Annotated in this window: 15 protein-coding genes; 3 read left to right on the forward strand and 12 right to left on the reverse strand. The window is 71.3% G+C overall.

Annotated features, from left to right (window positions below; genetic code table 11):
* Window positions 1-111: 111 nt before the first annotated feature.
* The 5 genes from CU044_RS38000 to CU044_RS38020 form a co-directional block, all read right to left on the reverse strand.
* A complete protein-coding gene (locus CU044_RS38000; RefSeq protein WP_129773626.1) occupies window positions 112-2,082 on the reverse strand; it encodes an ATP-dependent DNA helicase in 1,971 nt (656 codons plus the stop codon).
* A gap of 38 nt (window positions 2,083-2,120) precedes the next feature.
* Window positions 2,121-4,064: an IucA/IucC family siderophore biosynthesis protein gene (locus CU044_RS38005; RefSeq protein WP_240046087.1), complete on the reverse strand. Its 1,944-nt coding sequence runs from the start codon at window positions 4,062-4,064 to the stop codon at window positions 2,121-2,123.
* A 167-nt stretch (window positions 4,065-4,231) separates the two neighbouring features.
* Entirely contained in the window at window positions 4,232-4,969 is a 738-nt protein-coding gene (locus CU044_RS38010) for a GNAT family N-acetyltransferase (protein ID WP_240046081.1), read from the reverse strand.
* A gap of 41 nt (window positions 4,970-5,010) precedes the next feature.
* Window positions 5,011-6,924, reverse strand: a complete 1,914-nt coding sequence (locus CU044_RS38015) for an IucA/IucC family protein (protein WP_129773628.1) — start codon at window positions 6,922-6,924, stop codon at window positions 5,011-5,013.
* Window positions 6,925-6,961: 37 nt separating this feature from the next.
* Window positions 6,962-8,320 carry a diaminobutyrate--2-oxoglutarate transaminase family protein gene (locus CU044_RS38020; RefSeq protein ID WP_129773629.1) on the reverse strand — a complete coding sequence of 453 codons (1,359 nt, stop codon included), beginning with the start codon at window positions 8,318-8,320 and terminating at the stop codon, window positions 6,962-6,964.
* 401 nt (window positions 8,321-8,721) lie between these two features.
* On the opposite strand from CU044_RS38020, the gene CU044_RS38025 reads away from it, so the two are divergent.
* Entirely contained in the window at window positions 8,722-9,948 is a 1,227-nt protein-coding gene (locus CU044_RS38025) for a hypothetical protein (protein ID WP_193564172.1), read from the forward strand.
* 168 nt (window positions 9,949-10,116) lie between these two features.
* Here CU044_RS38025 and hflX read toward each other — a convergent pair whose 3' ends face one another.
* The 6 genes from hflX to miaA all read right to left on the reverse strand — a co-directional run bounded on the left by hflX (window position 10,117) and on the right by miaA (window position 18,211).
* Window positions 10,117-11,607 (reverse strand): GTPase HflX, encoded by a 1,491-nt coding sequence (hflX, locus tag CU044_RS38030; protein ID WP_129773630.1) that lies wholly within the window; start codon window positions 11,605-11,607, stop codon window positions 10,117-10,119.
* Window positions 11,608-11,731: 124 nt separating this feature from the next.
* Window positions 11,732-13,273, reverse strand: a complete 1,542-nt coding sequence (locus CU044_RS38035) for a M1 family metallopeptidase (protein ID WP_129773631.1) — start codon at window positions 13,271-13,273, stop codon at window positions 11,732-11,734.
* 152 nt (window positions 13,274-13,425) lie between these two features.
* Window positions 13,426-15,576, reverse strand: a complete 2,151-nt coding sequence (locus CU044_RS38040) for an HD domain-containing protein (protein ID WP_129773632.1) — start codon at window positions 15,574-15,576, stop codon at window positions 13,426-13,428.
* 118 nt (window positions 15,577-15,694) lie between these two features.
* Window positions 15,695-16,675, reverse strand: coding sequence for a diaminopimelate epimerase (gene dapF, locus CU044_RS38045; RefSeq protein ID WP_129773633.1), 981 nt, complete (start codon window positions 16,673-16,675; stop codon window positions 15,695-15,697).
* A gap of 34 nt (window positions 16,676-16,709) precedes the next feature.
* Window positions 16,710-17,147, reverse strand: coding sequence for a hypothetical protein (locus CU044_RS38050; RefSeq protein ID WP_129773680.1), 438 nt, complete (start codon window positions 17,145-17,147; stop codon window positions 16,710-16,712).
* 125 nt (window positions 17,148-17,272) lie between these two features.
* Entirely contained in the window at window positions 17,273-18,211 is a 939-nt protein-coding gene (miaA, locus tag CU044_RS38055) for a tRNA (adenosine(37)-N6)-dimethylallyltransferase MiaA (protein ID WP_129773634.1), read from the reverse strand.
* 278 nt (window positions 18,212-18,489) lie between these two features.
* Here miaA and CU044_RS40260 point away from each other — a divergent pair, with 278 nt between their 5' ends.
* Both CU044_RS40260 and CU044_RS38065 read left to right on the forward strand, forming a co-directional pair.
* Window positions 18,490-18,666, forward strand: a complete 177-nt coding sequence (locus CU044_RS40260) for a gliding motility protein (RefSeq protein WP_345790172.1) — start codon at window positions 18,490-18,492, stop codon at window positions 18,664-18,666.
* A gap of 40 nt (window positions 18,667-18,706) precedes the next feature.
* Window positions 18,707-18,952, forward strand: coding sequence for an antitoxin (locus CU044_RS38065; protein WP_129773636.1), 246 nt, complete (start codon window positions 18,707-18,709; stop codon window positions 18,950-18,952).
* A gap of 176 nt (window positions 18,953-19,128) precedes the next feature.
* Here the strand turns inward: CU044_RS38065 and CU044_RS38070 are convergent, their stop codons facing one another.
* Window positions 19,129-19,863 carry a class III extradiol dioxygenase subunit B-like domain-containing protein gene (locus tag CU044_RS38070; RefSeq protein WP_129773637.1) on the reverse strand — a complete coding sequence of 245 codons (735 nt, stop codon included), beginning with the start codon at window positions 19,861-19,863 and terminating at the stop codon, window positions 19,129-19,131.
* Between the last annotated feature and the right edge of the window lie 71 nt (window positions 19,864-19,934).

The raw sequence follows: 19,934 nt of genomic DNA on the forward strand, positions 1-19,934 counted from the left end.
TGCGCCGGTTCCGGGGCCCTGCTGTGTTTTCGAGGCTTCGCGTTCGAGGCTCTGTGTTCGACGCTCTGTCGCCTGTCCGCCTGTCGCCTGTCCGCCTCCGGACCAAAGGCCTCAGTGCCCCTCGGCCTGGGCCACCGCGTCGATGGACGCGAGGGAGCGCCGTACCTGATTACGGTCCGTGGTGTACCAGAAGTCGGGCAGTGACGCCCGCAGGAAGCTGCCGTACCGCGCGTTGGCCAGCCTCGGGTCCAGTACGGCCACGACGCCCCGGTCCCCGCTCGCCCGCACCAGACGTCCGGCGCCCTGGGCCATCAGCAGGGCGGCATGCGTCGCCGCCACGGCCATGAACCCATTGCCGCCGGCCTCCTCGACCGCCTTCTGCCGCGCGCTCATCAGCGGATCGTCGGGGCGGGGGAAGGGAATCCGGTCCATCACCACGAGCTGGGAGCTGGGGCCCGGCACATCGACGCCCTGCCACAGGGACAGCGTGCCGAACAGACAGGTCTTCGGATCGGCGGCGAACGCCTTGATCAGCTCGCCGAGCGTCTCCTCGCCCTGGAGCAGGATCGGGACGTCGAGCCTGCCCCGCAGCTCCTCGGCTGCCGCCTGGGCGGCCCGCATCGAGGAGAAGAGCCCGAGCGTACGGCCGCCCGCCGCCTCCACCAGCTCCGCCAGCTCATCCATCATGTCGCCGCGCGAGCCCTCCCGGCCGGGCGTGGCCAGATGGCGTGCGACATAGAGGATGCCCTGCTTGCGGTAGTCGAAGGGCGAGCCCACATCGATGCCCTTCCACTGCGGGACGTCGTCGCCCTCGGTGCCTTCCGGCGCCAGCCCCAGCGAGGCGCCCACACCGTTGAAGTCGCCGCCGAGCTTCAGCGTCGCGGAGGTGAGCACGACGGAGCGGTCGGTGAAGAGCTTCTCCCGCAGCAGTCCCGAGACCGAGAGCGGGGCGACGCGCAGGGACGCGCCGAACCGGTCGTGCCGTTCGTACCAGACCACGTCCCACTCGGAACCGTTGGCGATCCGCTCGGCCACGCCATGGACGGATTCGACGGAGGCCAGGGCCTGCTTCCGTACGACATCCTCGTCCTGGACGGACTTGTCACGGGTGGAGCCGAGCGCCGAGATCACCGTACGGGCCGCGTCGCGCAGCGCCATCAGTGCGTAGCCGAGGTCCTCGGGGATCTCTTCGAGCCGCCCGGGGAGGGCCAGCTCCATCAGCCGCTCGAAGGTCTCGGCCGCCGTCTGCAGGGCATCCGCGGCCTTCTCGTTGACCAGCTTCGCCGAGCGCCGCACGGCGCGGTGGACCTGCCCCGGGGTCAGCTCGCCGGTGGCGACTCCGGTGACCCGCGAGACCAGTTCATGGGCCTCGTCGACGATCAGCACCTCGTGCTGCGGAAGCACGGGGGCGCCCTCGATCGCGTCGATCGCCAGAAGCGCGTGGTTGGTGACGACGACATCGGCGAGCTTGGCACGCTCACGCGCCAGCTCGGCGAAGCACTCCGCGCCGTAGGCGCATTTCGAGGCCCCCAGGCACTCCCGCGACGAGACGGAGACCTGGGACCAGGCGCGGTCGGAGACACCGGGGGTCAGATTGTCGCGGTCGCCGGTCTCGGTCTCGTCCGCCCAGTCCCGCATCCGCAGCAGGTCCTGGCCCAGCTTGCTGGTGGGCGCGGCCGCCTCGAACTGGTCGAAGAGGCCGTCCTCCTCGTCCTGCGGCATCCCCTCGTGCAGCCGGTGCAGACAGAGATAGTTCGAGCGGCCCTTGAGCATGGCGAACTCGGGCCGCCGCCGCAGCAGGGGATGCAGCGCGTCGACCGTACGTGGAAGGTCTCGCTCCACGAGCTGGCGCTGCAACGCCAGGGTGGCCGTGGCCACCACGACCCGCTCGCCGTGGGCCAGGGCCGGCACCAGATAGCCCAGTGACTTACCGGTGCCGGTGCCGGCCTGGACGAGCAGATGGGACGGGGCGTCGATGGCTTCGGCGACGGCCTCGGCCATGGTGACCTGGCCTGGTCGTTCCACACCGCCGACGGAGCTGACGGCGGCGTGGAGGAGCTCGGGGAGTGATGGCTTCGTCATAGCCCGACCACCCTACGGGGCCCCGCTGACAACGGACGTCACTCGCTCGTCCGCCGGACGGCGAGCGGGTTGGGAACCGTACCGTGCACGGCGGCGTGCGGCCGGTGGGCGCGGTCCCGGTAGCCGTCGAGATGCAGCCGGTTCCGGTTGAGGCAGAGGCGCTCGATGCGGGGCGTGAGCAGATCGAATGTCTCGAAACGTTCCTTCAGTTCCGGGAACCGTGACTGGTACCGCAGGATCTCCGCCCGTACGAGGAACCAGAACTCTTCCTCGGACACGCCCAGTTGGTCCTGGCACAGCGGCGCGAGATAGCGGAAGACGCCGACGAAGAGCCCTGAATGGATGAACTGGGTGAGGAAGGACGGCTCTTCCGTCAGAAGGACGCTCTTCACGTCCGCGGGCATCGAGTCGTGCTCGGGCAGCGGCCGCGCGCTGATGTTCACATCGTCGACGAAGTCCTTGATGGCGAGCCGTACCGGCACGTCCTGGCCGTCGAAGACGACGATCGCGTTCTCGCCGTGCGGGGAGAAGACCGTCCCGTAGCGGTAGAGGAAGTGCAGCAGAGGCGGCAGCAGCGCGGAGAAGAGCCGCTGAAGCCAGTCGGCGGGCGTGAGTCCCGAGCGCGCGACCAGTTCGGCGGTGAACGCCAGGCCGTGCGGATCCGTATGGATGAGGGAGGCGAGCGTACGGGCGCGCTCACCGGATGCCAGCCGGGCCTGGAGGGGCTCGCGCCAGATCGCGCCGAGCAGTTCCTTGTACTGGTAAGGGACCTCGGGGAGATGGTCGTAGAGGGGATGTTCGACCGTGACGGAGGCGACTTCACCGAGCAGGATCACACCGCAGTCGTCGCGGAGGAAGGTGTCCGCGTCGCGCACCGCGTGCATCCACGCGGTGACGGCGGGGGCGGCGAGCGTGCGCTCCGTGGGAAGGCCGCGCCAGACGAGGGTGTTGAGGATGGACAGCGGCAGTTTGACCGTGTGCCGGTCGGGCCGTCCGAGGTTGAGGAAGGTGCGGATGGACTGCTGCGGCAGCCGGAGATCCCCGTCGGTGGGGAGCGGGACGATCGCTCCCTCGGCTATGGCGGGGGCGTAGAGCTGAAGCAGTACCTCGTCCCACTGCCAGGGGTGCACAGGGAGGTAGAGATAACCGGCGGGGTCGAGCCCCCGGCTGCGGAGTATGGAGTCGAAGCGCTCGCGGACGGCGTCGTCGAGTTCGCCGGCGTAGAGCCGGTCGGGCGCTTCCAGCGCGCCGACTCCCCGGTAGGTGGCGAGCGAGGTGCTGGCCGCGATCCAGGGGAGCCGGGTGGGTGTACGGGCCTCGGGCGCCCAGCGGTCGGCGTCGGTGGCGGAGAAGCCGCCCCGGCCCTTGTTGAGGACGATCCAGGGGTGGCCGGTCTGGTGTCCTTCGAGTTCGGCGTAGCCGAGGTCGGCGAGGCGTGCGGCGCTGAGGGCGGTGTGGTCGAGCTTCGCGTCGGCGGCGATGGTGGTGGTGAGCTCGCGGACGAGATGGCCCAGGGTCGCACCGTCGAGGGCGAGCAGCCGGCGGGACAGCAGCAGAAAGCGCAGGGGGTCCGTGAAGCGCCGGCCGTCGCAGGCGAGGGAGCCGGGGTCGACGCGCCAGCTGCCGTAGGCGCCGCGTGTCGCGCGGAAGGTGAGCGTCTCGCCGTCGTCGAGAGTGAGGGCGTACAGGAGTCCGTCCGCTGAGGCGTACGAGTGGTGCGAGCCAGGTGAATCAGGCGCATCGGGCCCGGAAGCCTCGTCGGGCGACGGGACCGCTGCCGGTGCCGGTGCCCGGACCGCTGCTGGGGCCGGTGCCACTGCCGGGACCGGCTCGATGATCTCCTCGTACGCGAACTCACCGATCAGTTTGGCGAGAAGGCGGCCGGCGACCCGCTCCCAGGTCCGCGGGTTCAGCTCGGGTGGGGAGAACAGGCCGGCCGGCTCGGTGGAACGGGTGGAACCGCTGGAATCGCTGGAGGATATGGGGCCGGTGGGGCCGGCGGAGTCATGGGTCGCAGGGGACGTCGGCACGTGGACTCCTCGGGGAGGGAACCGATGGGATCGAGGTCATCGAGTTGTAGGGCGGTCGGGCGGGGCGGGCATCGCGGCGGGACGGGCGTCGAGGCGGGCCGGCCACAAGAGCGGGTCTTTCACAGCAGGTCGCGCAGGGCACGGTCGCGGACCATGAGAGCGGCTCGTTTGTCGGGCAGGTCGACTTCCGCGGAGAACCGGAAGCCCGCACTGAGAAAGGCGGAGACGGAGGGCGTGTTACGGAGGTCGGGCTCGGCGATCACGCGCCCGCAGCGCGGACGGTGATCGAGGACAAGATCGGAGACGGCTCGGAGGAGGGTCGTGCCGACTCCGCGGCCGCGGTTGGTGACGCCTCCCAGCAGGAGATGGATCCCGGTGTCGTGCGGGCGTGCGGGGTAGTGCCGGGCGAGCGGGTCGAGGTCCGCGCGGTAGATCTCCCAGTAGCTCATCGGGACCCCGTCGAGCACACCGAGACAGGGGACGCTTCGGCCGTCGCCGTCGAGCTGCGGGCGCAGATGGGCGGCGGTGACCTCTTCCGGCCCCGCCAGCTCCCAGAAGGCGGCGACGGCGGGGTCGTTCATCCAGCGGCTGATCAGCGCCACATCGCGGGCGAGGCGTACCGGCACGAGCTGGAAGACACCCGAGGAAGTGGCGGCGGGCCCCCATCCGGCCGGGGCGTCGAGCAGGTCTCCGCCCGCGGGGTCGTCACGCGAAGGGGTCAGGGCCATCGGATCCCCCTCTCCGAACAGTGCGACGAGTTCGTCGGACCACCGCATGTCGAGGGTGTCATCGGCGCCCCCGCCCGTGCGCGGGGTGGGACCGGCTCCGGTGTCGGTGCCGGCATCGGTGGGAGACACAGGGACGCTCTCCTCTCGGCGGTGCGGACGGTTCATGCCCTTCAACGGCGAAGGGGGTTGGCGATGGTGACGTAGACGGACTGGGTGTCGACGGGGCCGACGAGTTCGTCGAGGCCGTGCAGCCGGGTGAGCATGTTGGCCTTGCAGCGGAGGGTGGATGCCTCCAGGAGCTGCTCGGGCAGCGGTGAGCCGAGCCCTGCCGCCCCGGCGAGGAACTGGCGGAAGGCGGCGATCAGTACGCGTTCGTCGGCGAGGCCCTGGGCGCCGAACGCGCCGATCAGACCGAGGACGTTGTTGATGGCGAGGTAGTAGGCGAAACGCTCGTCGGTGACGTCGTCGGAGACGAAGGTGTCGCTGACGGCGCCGATGCCGGGCAGCCGGCGGTCCAGTGAGGCACGGTGGGACTCGCGGAAGTAGTAGCCCTGGTTGTCGCGGTACCGCCCGCCGACGGGCCAGCCCTCGGCGTCGAGAAGGACCAGGGTGTTCTGCTGGTGTGCCTCCAGGGCGATGCCCGCCGTACCGTCCAGCCAGAGCACCGGGCGTACGACCTGGTCCAGGTAGCGCAGGAACCACTCGGCGGCCACGGCGCCGCCGGGGCGGCCGGTGCGGGCGGCGAGCGTGGAGACGAGCCCGGCCAGCCGCGACCGCATGCCGGCATGCCCCGGGCAGGGGCGCGCGGCGGTGAGTCCGGCGATGCAGACGGCGTCGTCCGCCGAGGTGAACGGGTTGTGGCGCAGCATGACGTCGAGTCCGGTCACGGCTTCGCCGTCCTCGGTGTCGACGGCGAGCCAGGCGGGGTCCCGGACGATGTCGAAGCCGGGATGGGCGGCCTGCCACTCCTTGGCGAGTCCGCTGCGCAGCAGCCGCTGGACCTCGACACCGCGGTGCAGTTCCTTGCGGAGGTTCTCGCGGCGGGAGTTGGTGATGCGTACCCCGAGGGAGAGCTTGAGCATGGCGGGGGCGCCGGGCCGGTAGACGGTGCGGATCGAGGAGGTGGGGTGCCAGGCTGCGCCGTGGGGGCCCAGGTCATGGAGGAGACCGGCGTCGAGGAGGCGGGCCACGGCGGGGCGGTGCCTCACCTCACGTGCCTGCCAGGGGTGGAGCGGCAGGGCGACGGAGTGTTCGGGAAGGGGGACGTCGCCGAGCAGGCGTGCCGTGAGCTTCTCGGCGGGCAGGACGCGGCCCTGTTCGGTCCAGGCGGAGTCGGTGGCGAGTACGGACCGGTCGACGGCCATCCAGTGCAGCGGGAACGAGCCGCGCGACTCCGGGGAGTAGAGCCGGGCCTCCGCCTCGGAGAGCCCTTCCCGGCTCTTGGGCGTGGGATGCAGGGGGTGGCCGAGGAGGAGCGACTGCTCGGCGGTGAGGAACAGGTCGGCGTCGGGCGCGGCCTCGGGGCGGCGTCGCCGCTCGGTGAGGAAGTCGGCCGTGTGGAGAAGGGAGTTGGCGACCCTGCCGACCAGCTCCCCGCCCTGGTAGCGGCCCGACTCCCGGCCGAGGAGCGCGGCGACGGTGACGGCCTCGGCGGCGGGGGCGTCCCGGGGGGCGCTCTCCAGGTACGGCATCCCGAAGCGGTGCCAGCCCGTCACCGACCAGTACCGGACGGGGACGAGCAGCGCGGTACCGCTGGCGTGGAGGGGGATCCGGAGGACATGGTCCTCGGGGCGGGGCAGGTCGTTCTCCCTGACCCAGCAGCGCAGCAGATTCTCGACGGCCGCCGCGTCGGCGGCCTTCAGCGGGTCGGGGTGGTCGAGCTGGTCGGCCACCGGGACTCCGGCGAACGTGTCGGCACCGGTGGCGAGTTGGCCGTCGAAGCCGCCCGTCGGCTGCCGTGGCACCGTCGTCGGCTCGACGGTGCCGGAGGCGCGGGACGCGTCCTGCACCCGGTCGTGTTCTCCGGGGTGGGCGGTGGGGCGGCCGGCGGCCTCGGGCACATCAGGTGCGGGGGTGGAGTTCACGGCGGGGGCTTCCTTGTGAGGGTGTCCGGGGGCAGTTCTAGGGGCCGGTTTCTTTCCGGCGGAGTGCGGCGCGCTCGGCGGCGGCCAGGGCGTCGGCGAAGCGGTCGAGGACCGCGACGGCCTGCTCGTCGGTGAGCGTGAGCGGCGGGAGCAGCCGTACGACGGCGGCCTGACGTCCGCCCAGTTCCACGATGAGGCCCCGGCTCAGGCACTCCCGCTGGACGGCTGTGGCGAGTGCCGGATCCGGCGGGGCCGGGTCGCCGGCTTCCGGGACGACGAGTTCCACACCGATCATGAGACCACGGCCCCGCACGTCTCCGATACAGGAATGGCTGGCGGCCAGCCCCTGGAGCTGCCCCAGCATGCGCGCGCCGAGGATCGCGGCGCGGTCGGCGAGGTGGTTCTCCCGTACGTAGGCGAGGGTGGCCGCGCCCGCCGCCATCGCGAGCTGGTTGCCGCGGAAGGTGCCCGCGTGGGCGCCGGGCGGCCAGCAGTCGAGATCCGAGTGGTAGACGATCACGGCCAGCGGCAGGGAACCGCCGATGGCCTTGGACATGACCATCACATCGGGGGTGATCCCGCTGTGCTCCACGGCCCAGAAGGTGCCGGTCCTGCCGACCCCGGTCTGCACCTCGTCGGCGATCAGCGGGATGGACCGGCCGGCGGTGATCTCGCGCATCCTGCGCAGCCAGTTGTCGGGGGCGGGGATCACCCCGCCCTCGCCCTGCACCGGTTCGAGGATCATCCCGGCGGGGGCGGGCAGGCCTCCCTTGGGGTCGTCGAGGAGGTTCTCGGTCCAGCGCGCGGCGAGTTCGGCACCGCGCTCCCCGCCGGTGCCGAACGGGCAGCGGTACTCGTACGGATACGGCAGCCGGGTCACCCGTACGTCCTCGGCTCCCCCTGAGGCGGCGAGGGCTCCGGCCGTCATCCCGTGGTACGCGCCGGTGAAGGCGAGGAGCCCGGTGCGGCCGGTGGCGGTGCGGACGAGCTTGAGCGCGGCCTCGACGGCGTCGGTGCCTGCGGGGCCGCAGAACTGCACCCGGGCGTTCTCGGCGAACCGCGGTGGCAGGGTGGCGAACAGCTCGGTGGTGAAAGCGTCCTTGACGGGTGTGGCCAGATCGAGGACATGGAGCGGGGCCCCTGAGTCGAGGACCTTCCTGATCGCGTCGAGCACGACCGGATGGTTGTGTCCGAGGGCCAGTGTGCCCGCGCCGGAGAGGCAGTCCAGGTACCGCCGCCCGTCGGCGCCTTCGATGGTCAGTCCTCGCGCGCGCACCGGCACGATGGGCAGGGACCTCGCATAGGTGCGGGCCGCCGATTCCCGTAAGGACTGCCGCCGGAGAATGCCCTCATGGGCGACGGTCGGTGCCGCTGGAGGGGGTTCGGTCACGGCCACGGCTGTCGGTCCTCCCGTTTTCACACTTCATGTCACAGTCAGTCAGTTGTGCTGATTTGCCGGTCAGTTGTCTGATGATGATGCTGTCGGTACGGCAGTCGGTCGTCTGTCCGTCATCATCTGTCCGTCGTCGTCTGTCAGTACGGCGCCCGCCCGCCGAATGTTCGACGGTGGACACCGATGTGAGACGGGGCGCCGTCCCGTACGTACAAACGACGGGAAGTGCCCGGGATCACGGGCAGCCGAAAGATCCTTGGGACGCGGAACCGCTGCCCTGCCGCACGCCGTCCCCATCGGCACCGGCATAGTGGGGGGCCGTCGTCCCGGCTCCGGCACCGCGACCGGGGCGCACCATACGTTTCACCGTTCCGAATTGTCCGAAGTCCCAGGGGGATCACGCCATGCGACCCATTCGCGCCACGCTCGCCGCACGCCGTGGAAGGAGCCCACGGCGCAGAACCTCCCCCGTCCTCGCCTCGGCGGCGATGGCCGCGGCCCTCGCGCTGACGGCCACGGCCTGCGGGCCGGAGGAGGACAACGCCACCGGTCAGGCGAGCGACGCCGCCACCGCTTCGTCCGACGGCAAGATCCAGATACCCGACGAGCTCAAGGACCGGCTCAAGGAGCGCGGGTTCGATCTGGACAAGTGGAGGAACGGCGAGTGGAAGAACTGGGACAAGGACACCTGGCTGCGTGAGGCCAAGGACTACATCAACCCGATCATCGAGGGCCTCTGGGACCCGGACCGGATGCGGGACGCGGAGAAGCCGCCGGAGAAGGCCGTCGAGGAGCAGGACATCTCCGGCGACGCGGGCGTGACCGACCCGACTCCGGATCCGGTCACCGCGCAGGCCGTGAACGCGCCGTACCGCGAGAACGCCGCCGAGGCGGGCAAGTTGTTCTTCGACGGCCCCGAGGGGTCGATGGTCTGTTCCGCGACCGTGGTCGAGGACCCGGCCCACCCCGGCAAGTCCAACCTGGTGTGGACCGCGGGCCACTGCGTGCACGCGGGCAAGACCGGCGGCTGGTACCGCAACCTCGCCTTCGTCCCGTCGTACAACAACGACGGTCTGTCGACGGCCGATCTGGAGACGGCCCCCAAGGAGCAGATCGCTCCGGAGGGCGTGTGGTGGGCCGACTGGGCGCAGACCTCCGAGCAGTGGATCTCGCAGGGCGCCTCGACCGGCGGCCAGGGAGCTCCGTACGACTTCGCGGTCATCCATGTCACTCCGGAGAAGGGCGGCACCGGCAAGTCCCTGGAGGAGACGGTCGGTTCGGCACTGCCCGTGGAGTTCAACGCTCCGGCCACCCCGCAGATCGACGCCATGACGGCGACCGGCTATCCGGCGGCGCCGCCGTTCGACGGCCAGAAGCTCTTCCAGTGCCAGGACAAGCCGGGCCGGCTGTCGCTGACGGCCGACGACCCGACGATGTACCGGGTCGGCTGCACCATGACCGGTGGCTCGTCCGGTGGCGGCTGGGTCGCGAACGGCGCGGACGGCACGCCTGCCCTGGTGTCCAACACCTCCATAGGTCCGGTCACGGCGGGCTGGCTCGCCGGACCGCGTCTCGGTGATGTCGCCAAGGGCGTCTACGACGGGGTCAGCGAGAAGTTCGCCGGTCGGTGACGCGCGGGCCCGCGGACGGCACGAAGGCCCGCCCCCTCCACACGGAGGGGGCGGGCCTTCGCCCTGTACGGCCTTCGTTCTGTACGGGCTTCGTTCTGTACGGGCTTCGTTCTGTACGGGCTTCGTCCCGTGCGGGCCCGCGGACGGCACGGGCCGCGCGGCCTGCGGTCAGCCGGCCACCGGTACATACGGAGCGAGCGCGGCGGCCAGCTCGTCATGGACACGCGCCTTGAGCACCGTGCCCTCCGGGACGTGTTCCTCGGAAAGCACCTCGCCCTCGGCATGGACGCGGGAGACCAGCGAGCCCTCGGTGTACGGGAGAAGCACCTCGACCTCGACCTCGGGCCGGGGCAGCTCCTCGTCGATGAGCGCGAGCAGCTCGCCGATCCCCTGGCCGGTACGCGCCGAGACGGCGATCGCGTACCGCTCCGCGCGCAGCAGCCGCTGAAGCACCAGCGGATCGGCCGCGTCGGCCTTGTTGATCACCACGATCTCGCGTACGTCCACCGCGCCCACATCGCGGATCACCTCCCGCACGGCGGCCAGTTGCTCCTCCGGCGCGGGGTGCGAACCGTCCACCACATGCACGATCAGATCGGAGTCACCGACCTCTTCCATCGTGGAGCGGAACGCCTCGACGAGGTGATGCGGCAGATGCCGGACGAATCCGACCGTGTCGGCCAGGGTGTAGATCCGGCCGCTCGGGGTCTCGGCCCGGCGCACGGTCGGGTCGAGGGTGGCGAACAGCGCGTTCTCCACCAGCACGCCCGCGCCGGTGAGCCGGTTGAGCAGCGAGGACTTGCCCGCGTTGGTGTATCCGGCGATCGCGACCGACGGCACCTTGTTGCGCCGCCGCTCCTGCCGCTTGATCTCGCGGCCGGTCTTCATGGCCGCGATCTCCCGGCGCATCTTCGCCATCTTCTCGCGGATACGCCGCCGGTCCGTCTCGATCTTGGTCTCACCGGGACCGCGGGTGGCCATGCCGCCACCGCCGCCGCCGCCCATCTGACGGGACAGCGACTGACCCCAGCCGCGCAGCCGCGGCAGCATGTACTGCATCTGTGCCAGCGCGACCTGCGCCTTGCCCTCACGGGACTTGGCGTGCTGGGCGAAGATGTCCAGGATCAGGGCCGTACGGTCGACGACCTTCACCTTGACGACGTCTTCGAGATGGATCAGCTGGCCGGGGCTCAGCTCACCGTCGCAGACGACGGTGTCGGCGCCGCTCTCCAGCACGATGTCCCGCAGCTCCTGGGCCTTGCCCGAGCCGATGTACGTGGCCGGATCGGGCTTGTCACGGCGCTGGATCACACCGTCGAGCACGAGCGCACCCGCCGTCTCGGCGAGCGCCGCCAGCTCCGCGAGCGAGTTCTCGGCGTCCTGCACGGTCCCCGAGGTCCATACGCCGACCAGCACCACGCGCTCCAGGCGCAGCTGCCGGTACTCGACCTCGGTGACGTCTTCCAGCTCGGTGGAGAGGCCCACCACACGCCGTAGCGCCGCGCGCTCGGAGCGGTCGAACTGATCGCCGTCCCGCTCTCCGTCGATCTCTTGGCTCCAGGCGACGTCCTCTTCCATCAGGGCATCGGCCCGAAGGCTTTCCGTGCGGGGGTCCGCGAAACGCTGTACGTCCTGGGAAGGGGAGGAAGAGGAGGTCATTGGATCCTTACGTCGAAGAGAAATCCATTACGTCAGTCACAACGCGTGACGATGGGAAATGATTCCCGGCCGCGTCGCCGACCATTCGATGGTGACACGGTTCCGCCCGGCCGTCACTCGGGTTTCACGCTCCGTTCCCGTGCGATGTCCCGGTGCCGTGGGGTGCCCCGGTGCCGTGGGGCGTCCGGTCCGGTGCGGCGTGCCGGTTCCGCGGGGCGTTCTGGTTGCCGGCCGGCGCCTCGGAGCGCCAGTCGGGGTGGCCGGGCATCGGCGGAGTCTTCTGCCGGTACAGCCACGCCGTGAAGAACGCGGACAGATCACGCCCCGCGACGGACGACGCCAGCTCGGTGAAGTCCGCCGTCGTCGCCGTCCCGTCCCGGTGGATCCGTACCCAGTCCCGCTCCAGGCGCGCGAAGGCCTGCTCGCCGATCTCGTGCCGCAGCGCGTAGAGCACCAGCGCGCTTCCGTCGTACATCACCGGCCGGAACAGGCTGATCGGCTGCCCCTCGACCGGCGGCTTCGGGCTCGCCGGCGGGCCGCCCGCCGCCCGCCAGCCGTTGGACTGCCGGTACGCCTCCCGCATCCGGGTCTCCATCGACTCCCCGGCGTGCTCCTGCGCGTAGCGCATCTCGTACCAGGTGGCGTGTCCCTCGTTCAGCCAGAGATCGGACCACCTGCGCGGGGAGACGCTGTCGCCGAACCACTGGTGGGCCAGCTCATGGACCATGACGGAGTCGACGTACCACTCCGGGTATCCGGGCTGGGTGAACAGGGAGCGCTCGAAGAGCGAGAGTGTCTGTGTCTCCAGCTCGAAGCCGGTGTCGGCGCCCACGACCAGGACGCCGTAGTTCTCGAAGGGGTACGGCCCGACCTGCCGCTCCATCCAGCCGATCTGGTCCGGTGTCTTCTTGAGCCAGGGCTCCAGCTTCTGGCGGTCCTTGGTCGGCACCACGTCCCGTACGGGCAGTCCGCCGGGCCCCTGGCGGCGCACCACGGTCGAGTCGCCGATGGAGACCTGGGCCAGTTCGGTGGCCATGGGGTGGTGGGTGCGGTAGGTCCAGGTGGTGATCGCGCCCGCGCGTGCCCTGCCTTCCAGTACGCCGTTGGCCACGGCGGTCAGCCGCTCGGGCGCGGTGATCCGGAAGGTGAAGTAGGCCTTGTCTGCGGGGTGGTCGTTGCCGGGGAAGACGCGGTGGGCGGCGTCGGCCTGGTTGGTCATCGCCAGTCCGTCGCTGGTCCGTACCCAGCCGCCGCGGTTGCCCGCGGGGTCGCTGGTGTGGCTGACGGTGATGCGCATCCGCGCGCCGTCCTCGACCGGCGTGGCGGGGGTGATCACCAGGTCCTCGCCGGCCGTGGCGAAGCGCGCCGCCGCGCCGTTCACCTGGACCGAGCGGACCTTTCCATGGGTGAAGTCGAGGTTGATCCGTTCCAGCCGCTGGGTCGCCTGTGCGTCGATCTTGGTGATGGCGTCCAGCGGCTTGCGGTTGTCACCGCCGTAGGTGAAGTCCAGGTCGTAGGCGGCCACGTCGTAGCCGGGGTTGCCGAGCCGTGGGAAGAGCGGATCGCCGATGCCGAGCGGCTCGGGGGCGGGCAGGGTCGCGGCGACGAGGGAGACCGAGGCGGCGGCCAGCAGGGCGGCGCGCAGTCGGCGGTTGGTGAGGAGCATGCCCCACGGCTACCAGCGCCTCCCAGGCGCACCGCGACGGCGCGCTCCGTACCCACCCGAAAGGGGCAGGTCAGAGCGCGGGCACGGGCCGGATGCCGATCGGCGCGCGGTTGACGAACACCGTCGCGGTCGACCGGCGCCCGGCGGAGCGATCAGGCCGTCGCCGGATGCTGGGCGCGGCTGACGTCGTACACCCCCGGCACGTCGCGCATCGCCCGCATCAGACCGGGCAGCCCTGCCGCGTCCGGCAGCTCCAGCGTGTACGTGTGCCGTACGCGCTGTTCGCTGGGCGGTTCCACGGTGGCCGCGACGATCGCGGCGCCCGCCGTGGCGATGGCTTCCGTGAGATCGGCGAGCAGCCGAGGACGCCCGAAGGACTCGGCGTACAGCGTCACCCGGCACTCCGGCGCGTCTCCCCAGCTCACCGCGACGGGGGCGCGGTCGAGGGCCCTCATCCGTTCCACCGCCCGGCACTCCTGCCGGTGGACGGTGACCACGCCGCCGCGGATCGCGAAGCCGGTGACGGCGTCGGGTGGCACGGGCGTGCAGCAGCCCGCCAGCCGGACCGTCGCGCCCGGCAGGTCCACCACGGCGTTGGCGACGTCCCGCCGGCCCGTGCTGACGGCGAGGGCGGCGCGGGGCGTGGCGGCGGGAAGTCCCACCGTTTCCGGGTGCGCCGCGAGCCATCCCGTGATCGCGATCCGGGCGGCGGCGGTACGGGCGTGGCTCAGCCACTCCGGGGAGGGCCCCGAGACCGCGTCGCTGTCGAGCAGCAGCTGGACCGTGTCGCCGTCGTTCAGGACCGTGCTGAGCGTCGCCAGCCGGCCGTTGACGCGCGCCCCGATGCAGCCGTGCGCGGCCTCGCCGTACTGCGCGTACGCGGCGTCCACGCAGGTCGCCCCGGCCGGGAGTCCGAGCATGCCGCCCTCGGCGCGGAAGACGGTGATCTCCCGGTCCTGGGCGAGGTCCGCGCGGAGCGTCGTCCAGAAGGTGTCCGGGTCGGGCGCCGCCTGCTGCCACTCCAGGAGCCGGGAGAGCCAGCCGGGCCTGGTCGGATCGGCGCGCTCGCCGTCCTGCGGCTCCCCGGCGGACTCCTGCGCCGTACCGGCCGGGGCAGCGGTCCCGGGGGCGGATCCCGGACCGTCCGACGCTCCCCCGCTCTCCACGGACGCGTACGGATTGCCGAGGGCGACCACCCCGGCCTCGGCGACCTTGTGCATCTGGTGCGTACGGATGAGGACTTCGGCGACCGCACCGTCGGGGCCCGCCACCGCGGTGTGCAGCGACTGGTACAGGTTGAACTTGGGCGCGGCGATGAAGTCCTTGAACTCGGAGATGACCGGCGTGAAACAGGTGTGCAGCTCGCCCAGGACCGCGTAACAGTCGGCGTCCTCGCCGACGAGCACCAGCAGCCGGCCGAAGTCCGTGCCGCGCAGCTCACCGCGTTTCAGCCCGGACCGGTGTACGGAGACGAAGTGCCGCGGCCGTACGAGGACTTCGGCGGCGATGCCCGCCTCGCGCAGCACCCTCCTGACGTCCTCGGAGATCGCCGCGAGAGCGTCGCCCGCGGTGGCGTTGTCGGCGATCAGGGCACGGGTGTGCGCGTACTCCTCGGGATGGAGGATCGCGAAGACCAGGTCCTCCAGCTCGGTCTTGAGGGCCTGCACACCGAGGCGTTCGGCGAGCGGGATGAGGACGTCCCGGGTGACCTTGGCGATCCGGGCCTGTTTCTCGGGGCGCATCACACCGAGGGTCCGCATGTTGTGCAGCCGGTCCGCGAGCTTGATCGACATCACTCGGACATCGTTGCCAGTGGCCACGAGCATCTTGCGGAAGGTCTCGGGCTCGGCGGCGGCGCCGTAGTCGACCTTCTCCAGTTTGGTGACCCCGTCGACCAGATAGCAGACCTCTTCACCGAACTCCGCGCGCACCTGATCGAGCGTCACTTCGGTGTCCTCCACGGTGTCGTGGAGGAGAGAGGCCGTCAACGTCGTGGTCTCGGCGCCCAGTTCGGCGAGGATCAGGGTCACGGCCAGCGGATGCGTGATGTACGGCTCGCCGCTCTTGCGGAACTGTCCGCGGTGCGAGGCCTCGGCGAGGACGTACGCCTTGTGCAGCACGCCGAGGTCGGCGTCCGGATGGTGTGCGCGGTGGGCATCCGCGACATGGCCCATGGCGTCGGGCAGCCTGCCCCTGGAGGTGGGGCCGAGTAAGGCGGCCCGGCCGATTCTGCGCAGGTCGATCCGGGGAAGGCCGCGTCTGCGACTGATCTGGGCACCAGGGTTGGTGGCCTCTGCACTCATGGGGCACCTCCGGCAGCTTCGACCGGCGGTGAAGAGCAAGGCCGCCCTCCGGGCCGGTGCTTGATGCTACCGAGCCCACCACGTGGACCAGTCCCGCTCTCGCCCGGCGTGAAACGGATCACCCATTCGAGCGAGCTTCAGGGCGAGTTGCGAAGGCCGTTTCGAGCCAGACCGGATCGACGTACCCCTCCGCGACGATGACGGCGGGTCCGGTCATCTCGATCTCGCCGTCCGGGTGCTCCGTGATGACGAGCCGTCCGCCGGGCAGATCCACGGTGTAGGTGACGGGGACACCGGTCACCGCGGGGTCGGTGCCGTCCCTGCGGGCCGCGGCGACGGCCACGGCACAGGCGCCCGTACCGCACGAGCGGGTCTCGCCCGAGCCGCGCTCATGGACGCGCATGGCGACATGGCGGGGACCGCGGTCGACGACGAATTCGACGTTCACCCCGTCCGGGTAGACGGACGCGGGGCTGACCGGCGGCTCGGAGAACAGGTCCCCGGCGTGCGCCAGCTCCTCCACGAAGGCGACCGCGTGCGGATTGCCCATGTTGACGTTCCGCGCGGGCCACTCCCGGCCGCCCACGGCCACGGTCACCCCGCCGTCGGGGAGCACCGCACGCCCCATACGGACCGTGACACCGCCGTCCTCGGCCCCTGTCGCGCTGTCCGCGCTGTCCGGGTTCGTGGCGCTCGCGCCGCCCGTGGCGCTCTTGGCGAGATGCGCCCACTTCACGCCACCGCGCGTGGCCACCGCCAGATCGCCCGCCGTCACATGGCCGGCGCGCTGGAGATAGCGGGCGAAGACCCGCACTCCGTTGCCGCACATCTCGGCGACGGACCCGTCGGCGTTGCGGTAGTCCATGAACCACTCCGCCTCACCGGCCATGGCGCGCGCCTCGGGGTGCGCGGCGGACCGTACGACATGCAGCAGCCCGTCGCCGCCGATGCCGGCCCGGCGGTCGCACAGGGCGGCGACGACGTGGGGAGGCAGGTCGATGGCGTTGTCCGGGTCGGGGACGATCACGAAGTCGTTCTCGGTCCCGTGTCCCTTGAGGAAGGCGACCGGCGCGGTCGGGGAAGTGCTCACGGAACCCATCGTACGAGCAGGGTCCGACATCACGACCGCGCGGTCAGCGCAGCCGGGCGACCCGCCAGACGGCGAGGGCGACGAGGGCCGCGGCCACGGAGACGTACAGGGCGATGACCCGCCAGTCGGGGCGCTCGCCGGAGGCGCGGGTCGGCAGGCCCGGCCAGGTGTGGCCGACCCTGCGGGCGGCCATCATGCCCCAGCCCGCCGCACAGCAGCTGATCAGCAGCCCCAGCATGGCGACGACCGCGCCGCCGTCCCCGGTGCCGAAGGCGAGGGGGAAGGCGAACATCAGCGAGCCGATCGCGGCGAGCCCCACGATCGGGGCGAGCTGCCAGATCCGCAGCCGGCGCTGGGGACGCAGTTCAACCTCGACCTCCGGCGTCGTGGTCTCTTCCTCGGGCCCGTCCGGGCTCAGTCCGGGAGAGGCTTCCGGAATGTCCGGTGCCGTGGGTTCTCTGTCGCGAGGGCCGGCCTCCATCGCCACGCGCCCTCCCCAATCGGACTCCACTGGTCGATCGATGCCCGATGGTCGATCGATGCTCGATGATGGCACGCCCGGAGGTACCGCAAGGGCGCACGGAGCGTCCCGATGCCATCACGTGATCAGGCTGTGACCGCTCGTTCGACCAACGCCAGCGCCCGGCGCGGCAGTTCCTCCCTCTGCTCCGATCCGCCGCCCAGCCAGTGGACCCGCGCGTCGCGGCGGAACCAGGAGTCCTGGCGGCGCGCGAAGCGTTTGGTGGCGCGCACGGTCTCGGCGCGCGCCTCGTCGTCGGTGCACTCCCCCGCGAGCGCCGCGAGCACCTGCTGGTAGCCGAGCGCGCGCGAGGCGGTACGCCCTTCGCGCAGGCCCCGGTCCTCCAGGCCCCGCACCTCGTCCACCAGCCCCGCGTCCCACATCCGGTCCACGCGCTGTGTGATCCGCGCGTCCAGCTCGGGGCGGGCGACATCGACGCCGATCTGCACGGTGTCGTAGACGGAGTCATGGCCCGGCAGATTGGCGGTGAACGGTTTGCCGGTGATCTCGATCACCTCCAGTGCCCGGACGATTCTGCGGCCGTTGCTGGGCAGGATCGCGCGGCCCGCCTGGGGGTCGGCGGCGGACAGCCGGGCGTGCAGGGCGCCCGATCCGCGCAGCGTGAGCTCGCTCTCCAGCCGGGAGCGCACCTCGGGGTCGGTGCCGGGGAAGTCGAGGGCGTCGATGGCACCGCGCACGTACAGTCCGGAGCCGCCCACCAGGACGGGAGTACGGCCCGCGGCGAGCAGCCGGTCGATCTCCGCCCGCGCGCGCCGCTGGTACTCGGCGACGCTGGCGGTCTCGGTGACCTCCCAGATGTCCAGGAGGTGGTGCGGGATGCCGGCGCGCTCGTCCGCCGTCAGCTTGGCGGTCCCGATATCCATCCCCCGGTAGAGCTGCATGGAGTCGGCGTTGACGACCTCACCGTCGAGTTGCCGGGCGAGATGAACGCCCAGATCGGACTTGCCGGCCGCGGTGGGACCGACGACGGCGATGACCCGCGGTGGGGTAGCTGCGCTTCTCACCGCCCCAGTCTCGCAAACACACAGGCCGCTCCCCGAACGAGTTACGTGACGCCACACGGTCGGCTTCGTTGCCTGTTGCGAGGTTCCGGCCGCCGGTTTTCTGGCCGGTGCCCCTGGGCGGCGCAATGGGACGCTCCGGGCGGCGCGGAATTTCGCCCCCACGAGTAATGTATGGAGAAGATATGGGTGTTTTTTCACGGTTTCGCCGGAAGTCGGTAGCCGCGTCCGAGGCGTCAACCGCAGAGGCACCGGCCACCACTCCGACGGCCGATCCCGCCGTGGACAGCGCTGTCGTGGCGGCGGAGGCGGAATCCGGGGAGACCGGAGCGGCGACGGCCGAGCCTGCGGAGAGCGCCGGGCCCGAGACGGCGACGGCGGAGGGCGTGGAGATCCCGAAGCAGCAGTCGGCGGAGGCCGCGGCGGACAATGAGGCCGGGAAGAGCACCCGCAAGTAGGCTGCAAGTAGGCTGTTGTCTCTCCGAGGGAAGGTGGCCCATGAGCTTCCTGGATTCATTGAAGGCCAAGATCGGCCCGGCCAAGAACAAGGTCGCTGACCTCGCGCAGCAGCACGGGGACAAGATCGAGCACGGGCTGGAGAAGGCCGCCCGCACGGTCGATCAGAAGACCAAGGGCAAGTACAGCGGCAAGATCGACAGCGGGACGGGCAAAGCCAAGGACGCCCTGGGCAAGCTCGCTCACAAGGATGACGGCACGACCCCGCCGCCACCGCCCGCTTCCTGATCCTCTCCTGTTCTGTCCTGATCCTCGGCACAGAATGGCCGGACAACACCGGCCGGGACGGCCGCGAGGCGCTTCACAGCACTTCGCGGCCGTCGCCTTTTGTGTCCTCGCGGTGCCGCGCCCTCCGGACCGGGCCGGCTGTCGCCGCCCGTCGGCGCCGGGCGGCCACTACGGCACTACGACCAGGCCGCGACGAGATACCCCACGCCATAGGGCGCCGCCTCGTACAGCAGCTCGCCGCCCAGGCCGGCCCTTTCGGCGGCGCCCGCGAGCACCTGCCAGGGCGCCCGGCCCGCCGCCTTGAGTGCGTACGCCAGCTCCGCGTCCAGCGCCTTCAGCGCCGCCACGTCCGCCGTACCCAAGGCCCTGGCGGCCTCCTCGTCGAATCCGGCGGCCCGTTCGTCCAGATAACCGGGCGCCTTCAAGGAGCGGCACGCGCTGGCATCGCCCATCACCAGCAGCGCCAGCCGATCGTCCCCCGCCGCGAGCCCCCGGCCCGTCCGCAGGCACCGCTCGGTGTCGAGCGGTTCCCCCACGCCCAGTCCGCTGACGGGAGCGGCGGTCCAGTGGGTGTGTTCGAGCAGCCAGGCCGCGACCGCCAGGGACGCGGGCAGTTCCCGGCCGGGACTTTCACCTGCCCCGGCATCCGCCGCGGCCGTGCCCGCGCCCAGTACGACATCAAGGTCCACGCCGAAGCCGCGGAAGGACCCGGCGGTCCCCGAAGGGTGCTCCCCACGGCGGTCCCGATCGGCGGGTCCGACGACGATCAGCCGCTCCGGCCTGGCGGCGGCCAGCACCCCGAGGGCATCGGCACACGCGGCGCGCGCGGCGTCGAGTTCGGGGGCGGCTCCGGCGGCCACGGCGGGTACGAGCAGGGGCGGGCCGGGACACACGGCGGCGGCTACGAGCATGATCCGCAGCCTAGACGAGTGGGTCCGAAGACCCGTCCGTCAGAAGTCCCGCCCGCCCGGAGGGCGGTGCA

The organism is Streptomyces sp. L-9-10 (assembly GCF_004151105.1).
Taxonomy (GTDB): Bacteria; Actinomycetota; Actinomycetes; order Streptomycetales; family Streptomycetaceae; genus Streptomyces.

What these genes read in the sequence shown, in the direction of transcription:
- CU044_RS38000 (WP_129773626.1), bottom strand. Translation starts at nt 2,082, where the DNA reads ATGACGAAGCCATCACTCCCCGAGCTCCTCCACGCCGCCGTCAGCTCC.
- CU044_RS38025 (WP_193564172.1), top strand. Translation starts at nt 8,722, where the DNA reads ATGCGACCCATTCGCGCCACGCTCGCCGCACGCCGTGGAAGGAGCCCA.
- hflX (WP_129773630.1), bottom strand. Translation starts at nt 11,607, where the DNA reads ATGACCTCCTCTTCCTCCCCTTCCCAGGACGTACAGCGTTTCGCGGAC.
- CU044_RS38035 (WP_129773631.1), bottom strand. Translation starts at nt 13,273, where the DNA reads ATGCTCCTCACCAACCGCCGACTGCGCGCCGCCCTGCTGGCCGCCGCC.
- CU044_RS38040 (WP_129773632.1), bottom strand. Translation starts at nt 15,576, where the DNA reads ATGAGTGCAGAGGCCACCAACCCTGGTGCCCAGATCAGTCGCAGACGC.
- dapF (WP_129773633.1), bottom strand. Translation starts at nt 16,675, where the DNA reads ATGGGTTCCGTGAGCACTTCCCCGACCGCGCCGGTCGCCTTCCTCAAG.
- CU044_RS38050 (WP_129773680.1), bottom strand. Translation starts at nt 17,147, where the DNA reads ATGGAGGCCGGCCCTCGCGACAGAGAACCCACGGCACCGGACATTCCG.
- CU044_RS38065 (WP_129773636.1), top strand. Translation starts at nt 18,707, where the DNA reads ATGAGCTTCCTGGATTCATTGAAGGCCAAGATCGGCCCGGCCAAGAAC.
- CU044_RS38070 (WP_129773637.1), bottom strand. Translation starts at nt 19,863, where the DNA reads ATGCTCGTAGCCGCCGCCGTGTGTCCCGGCCCGCCCCTGCTCGTACCC.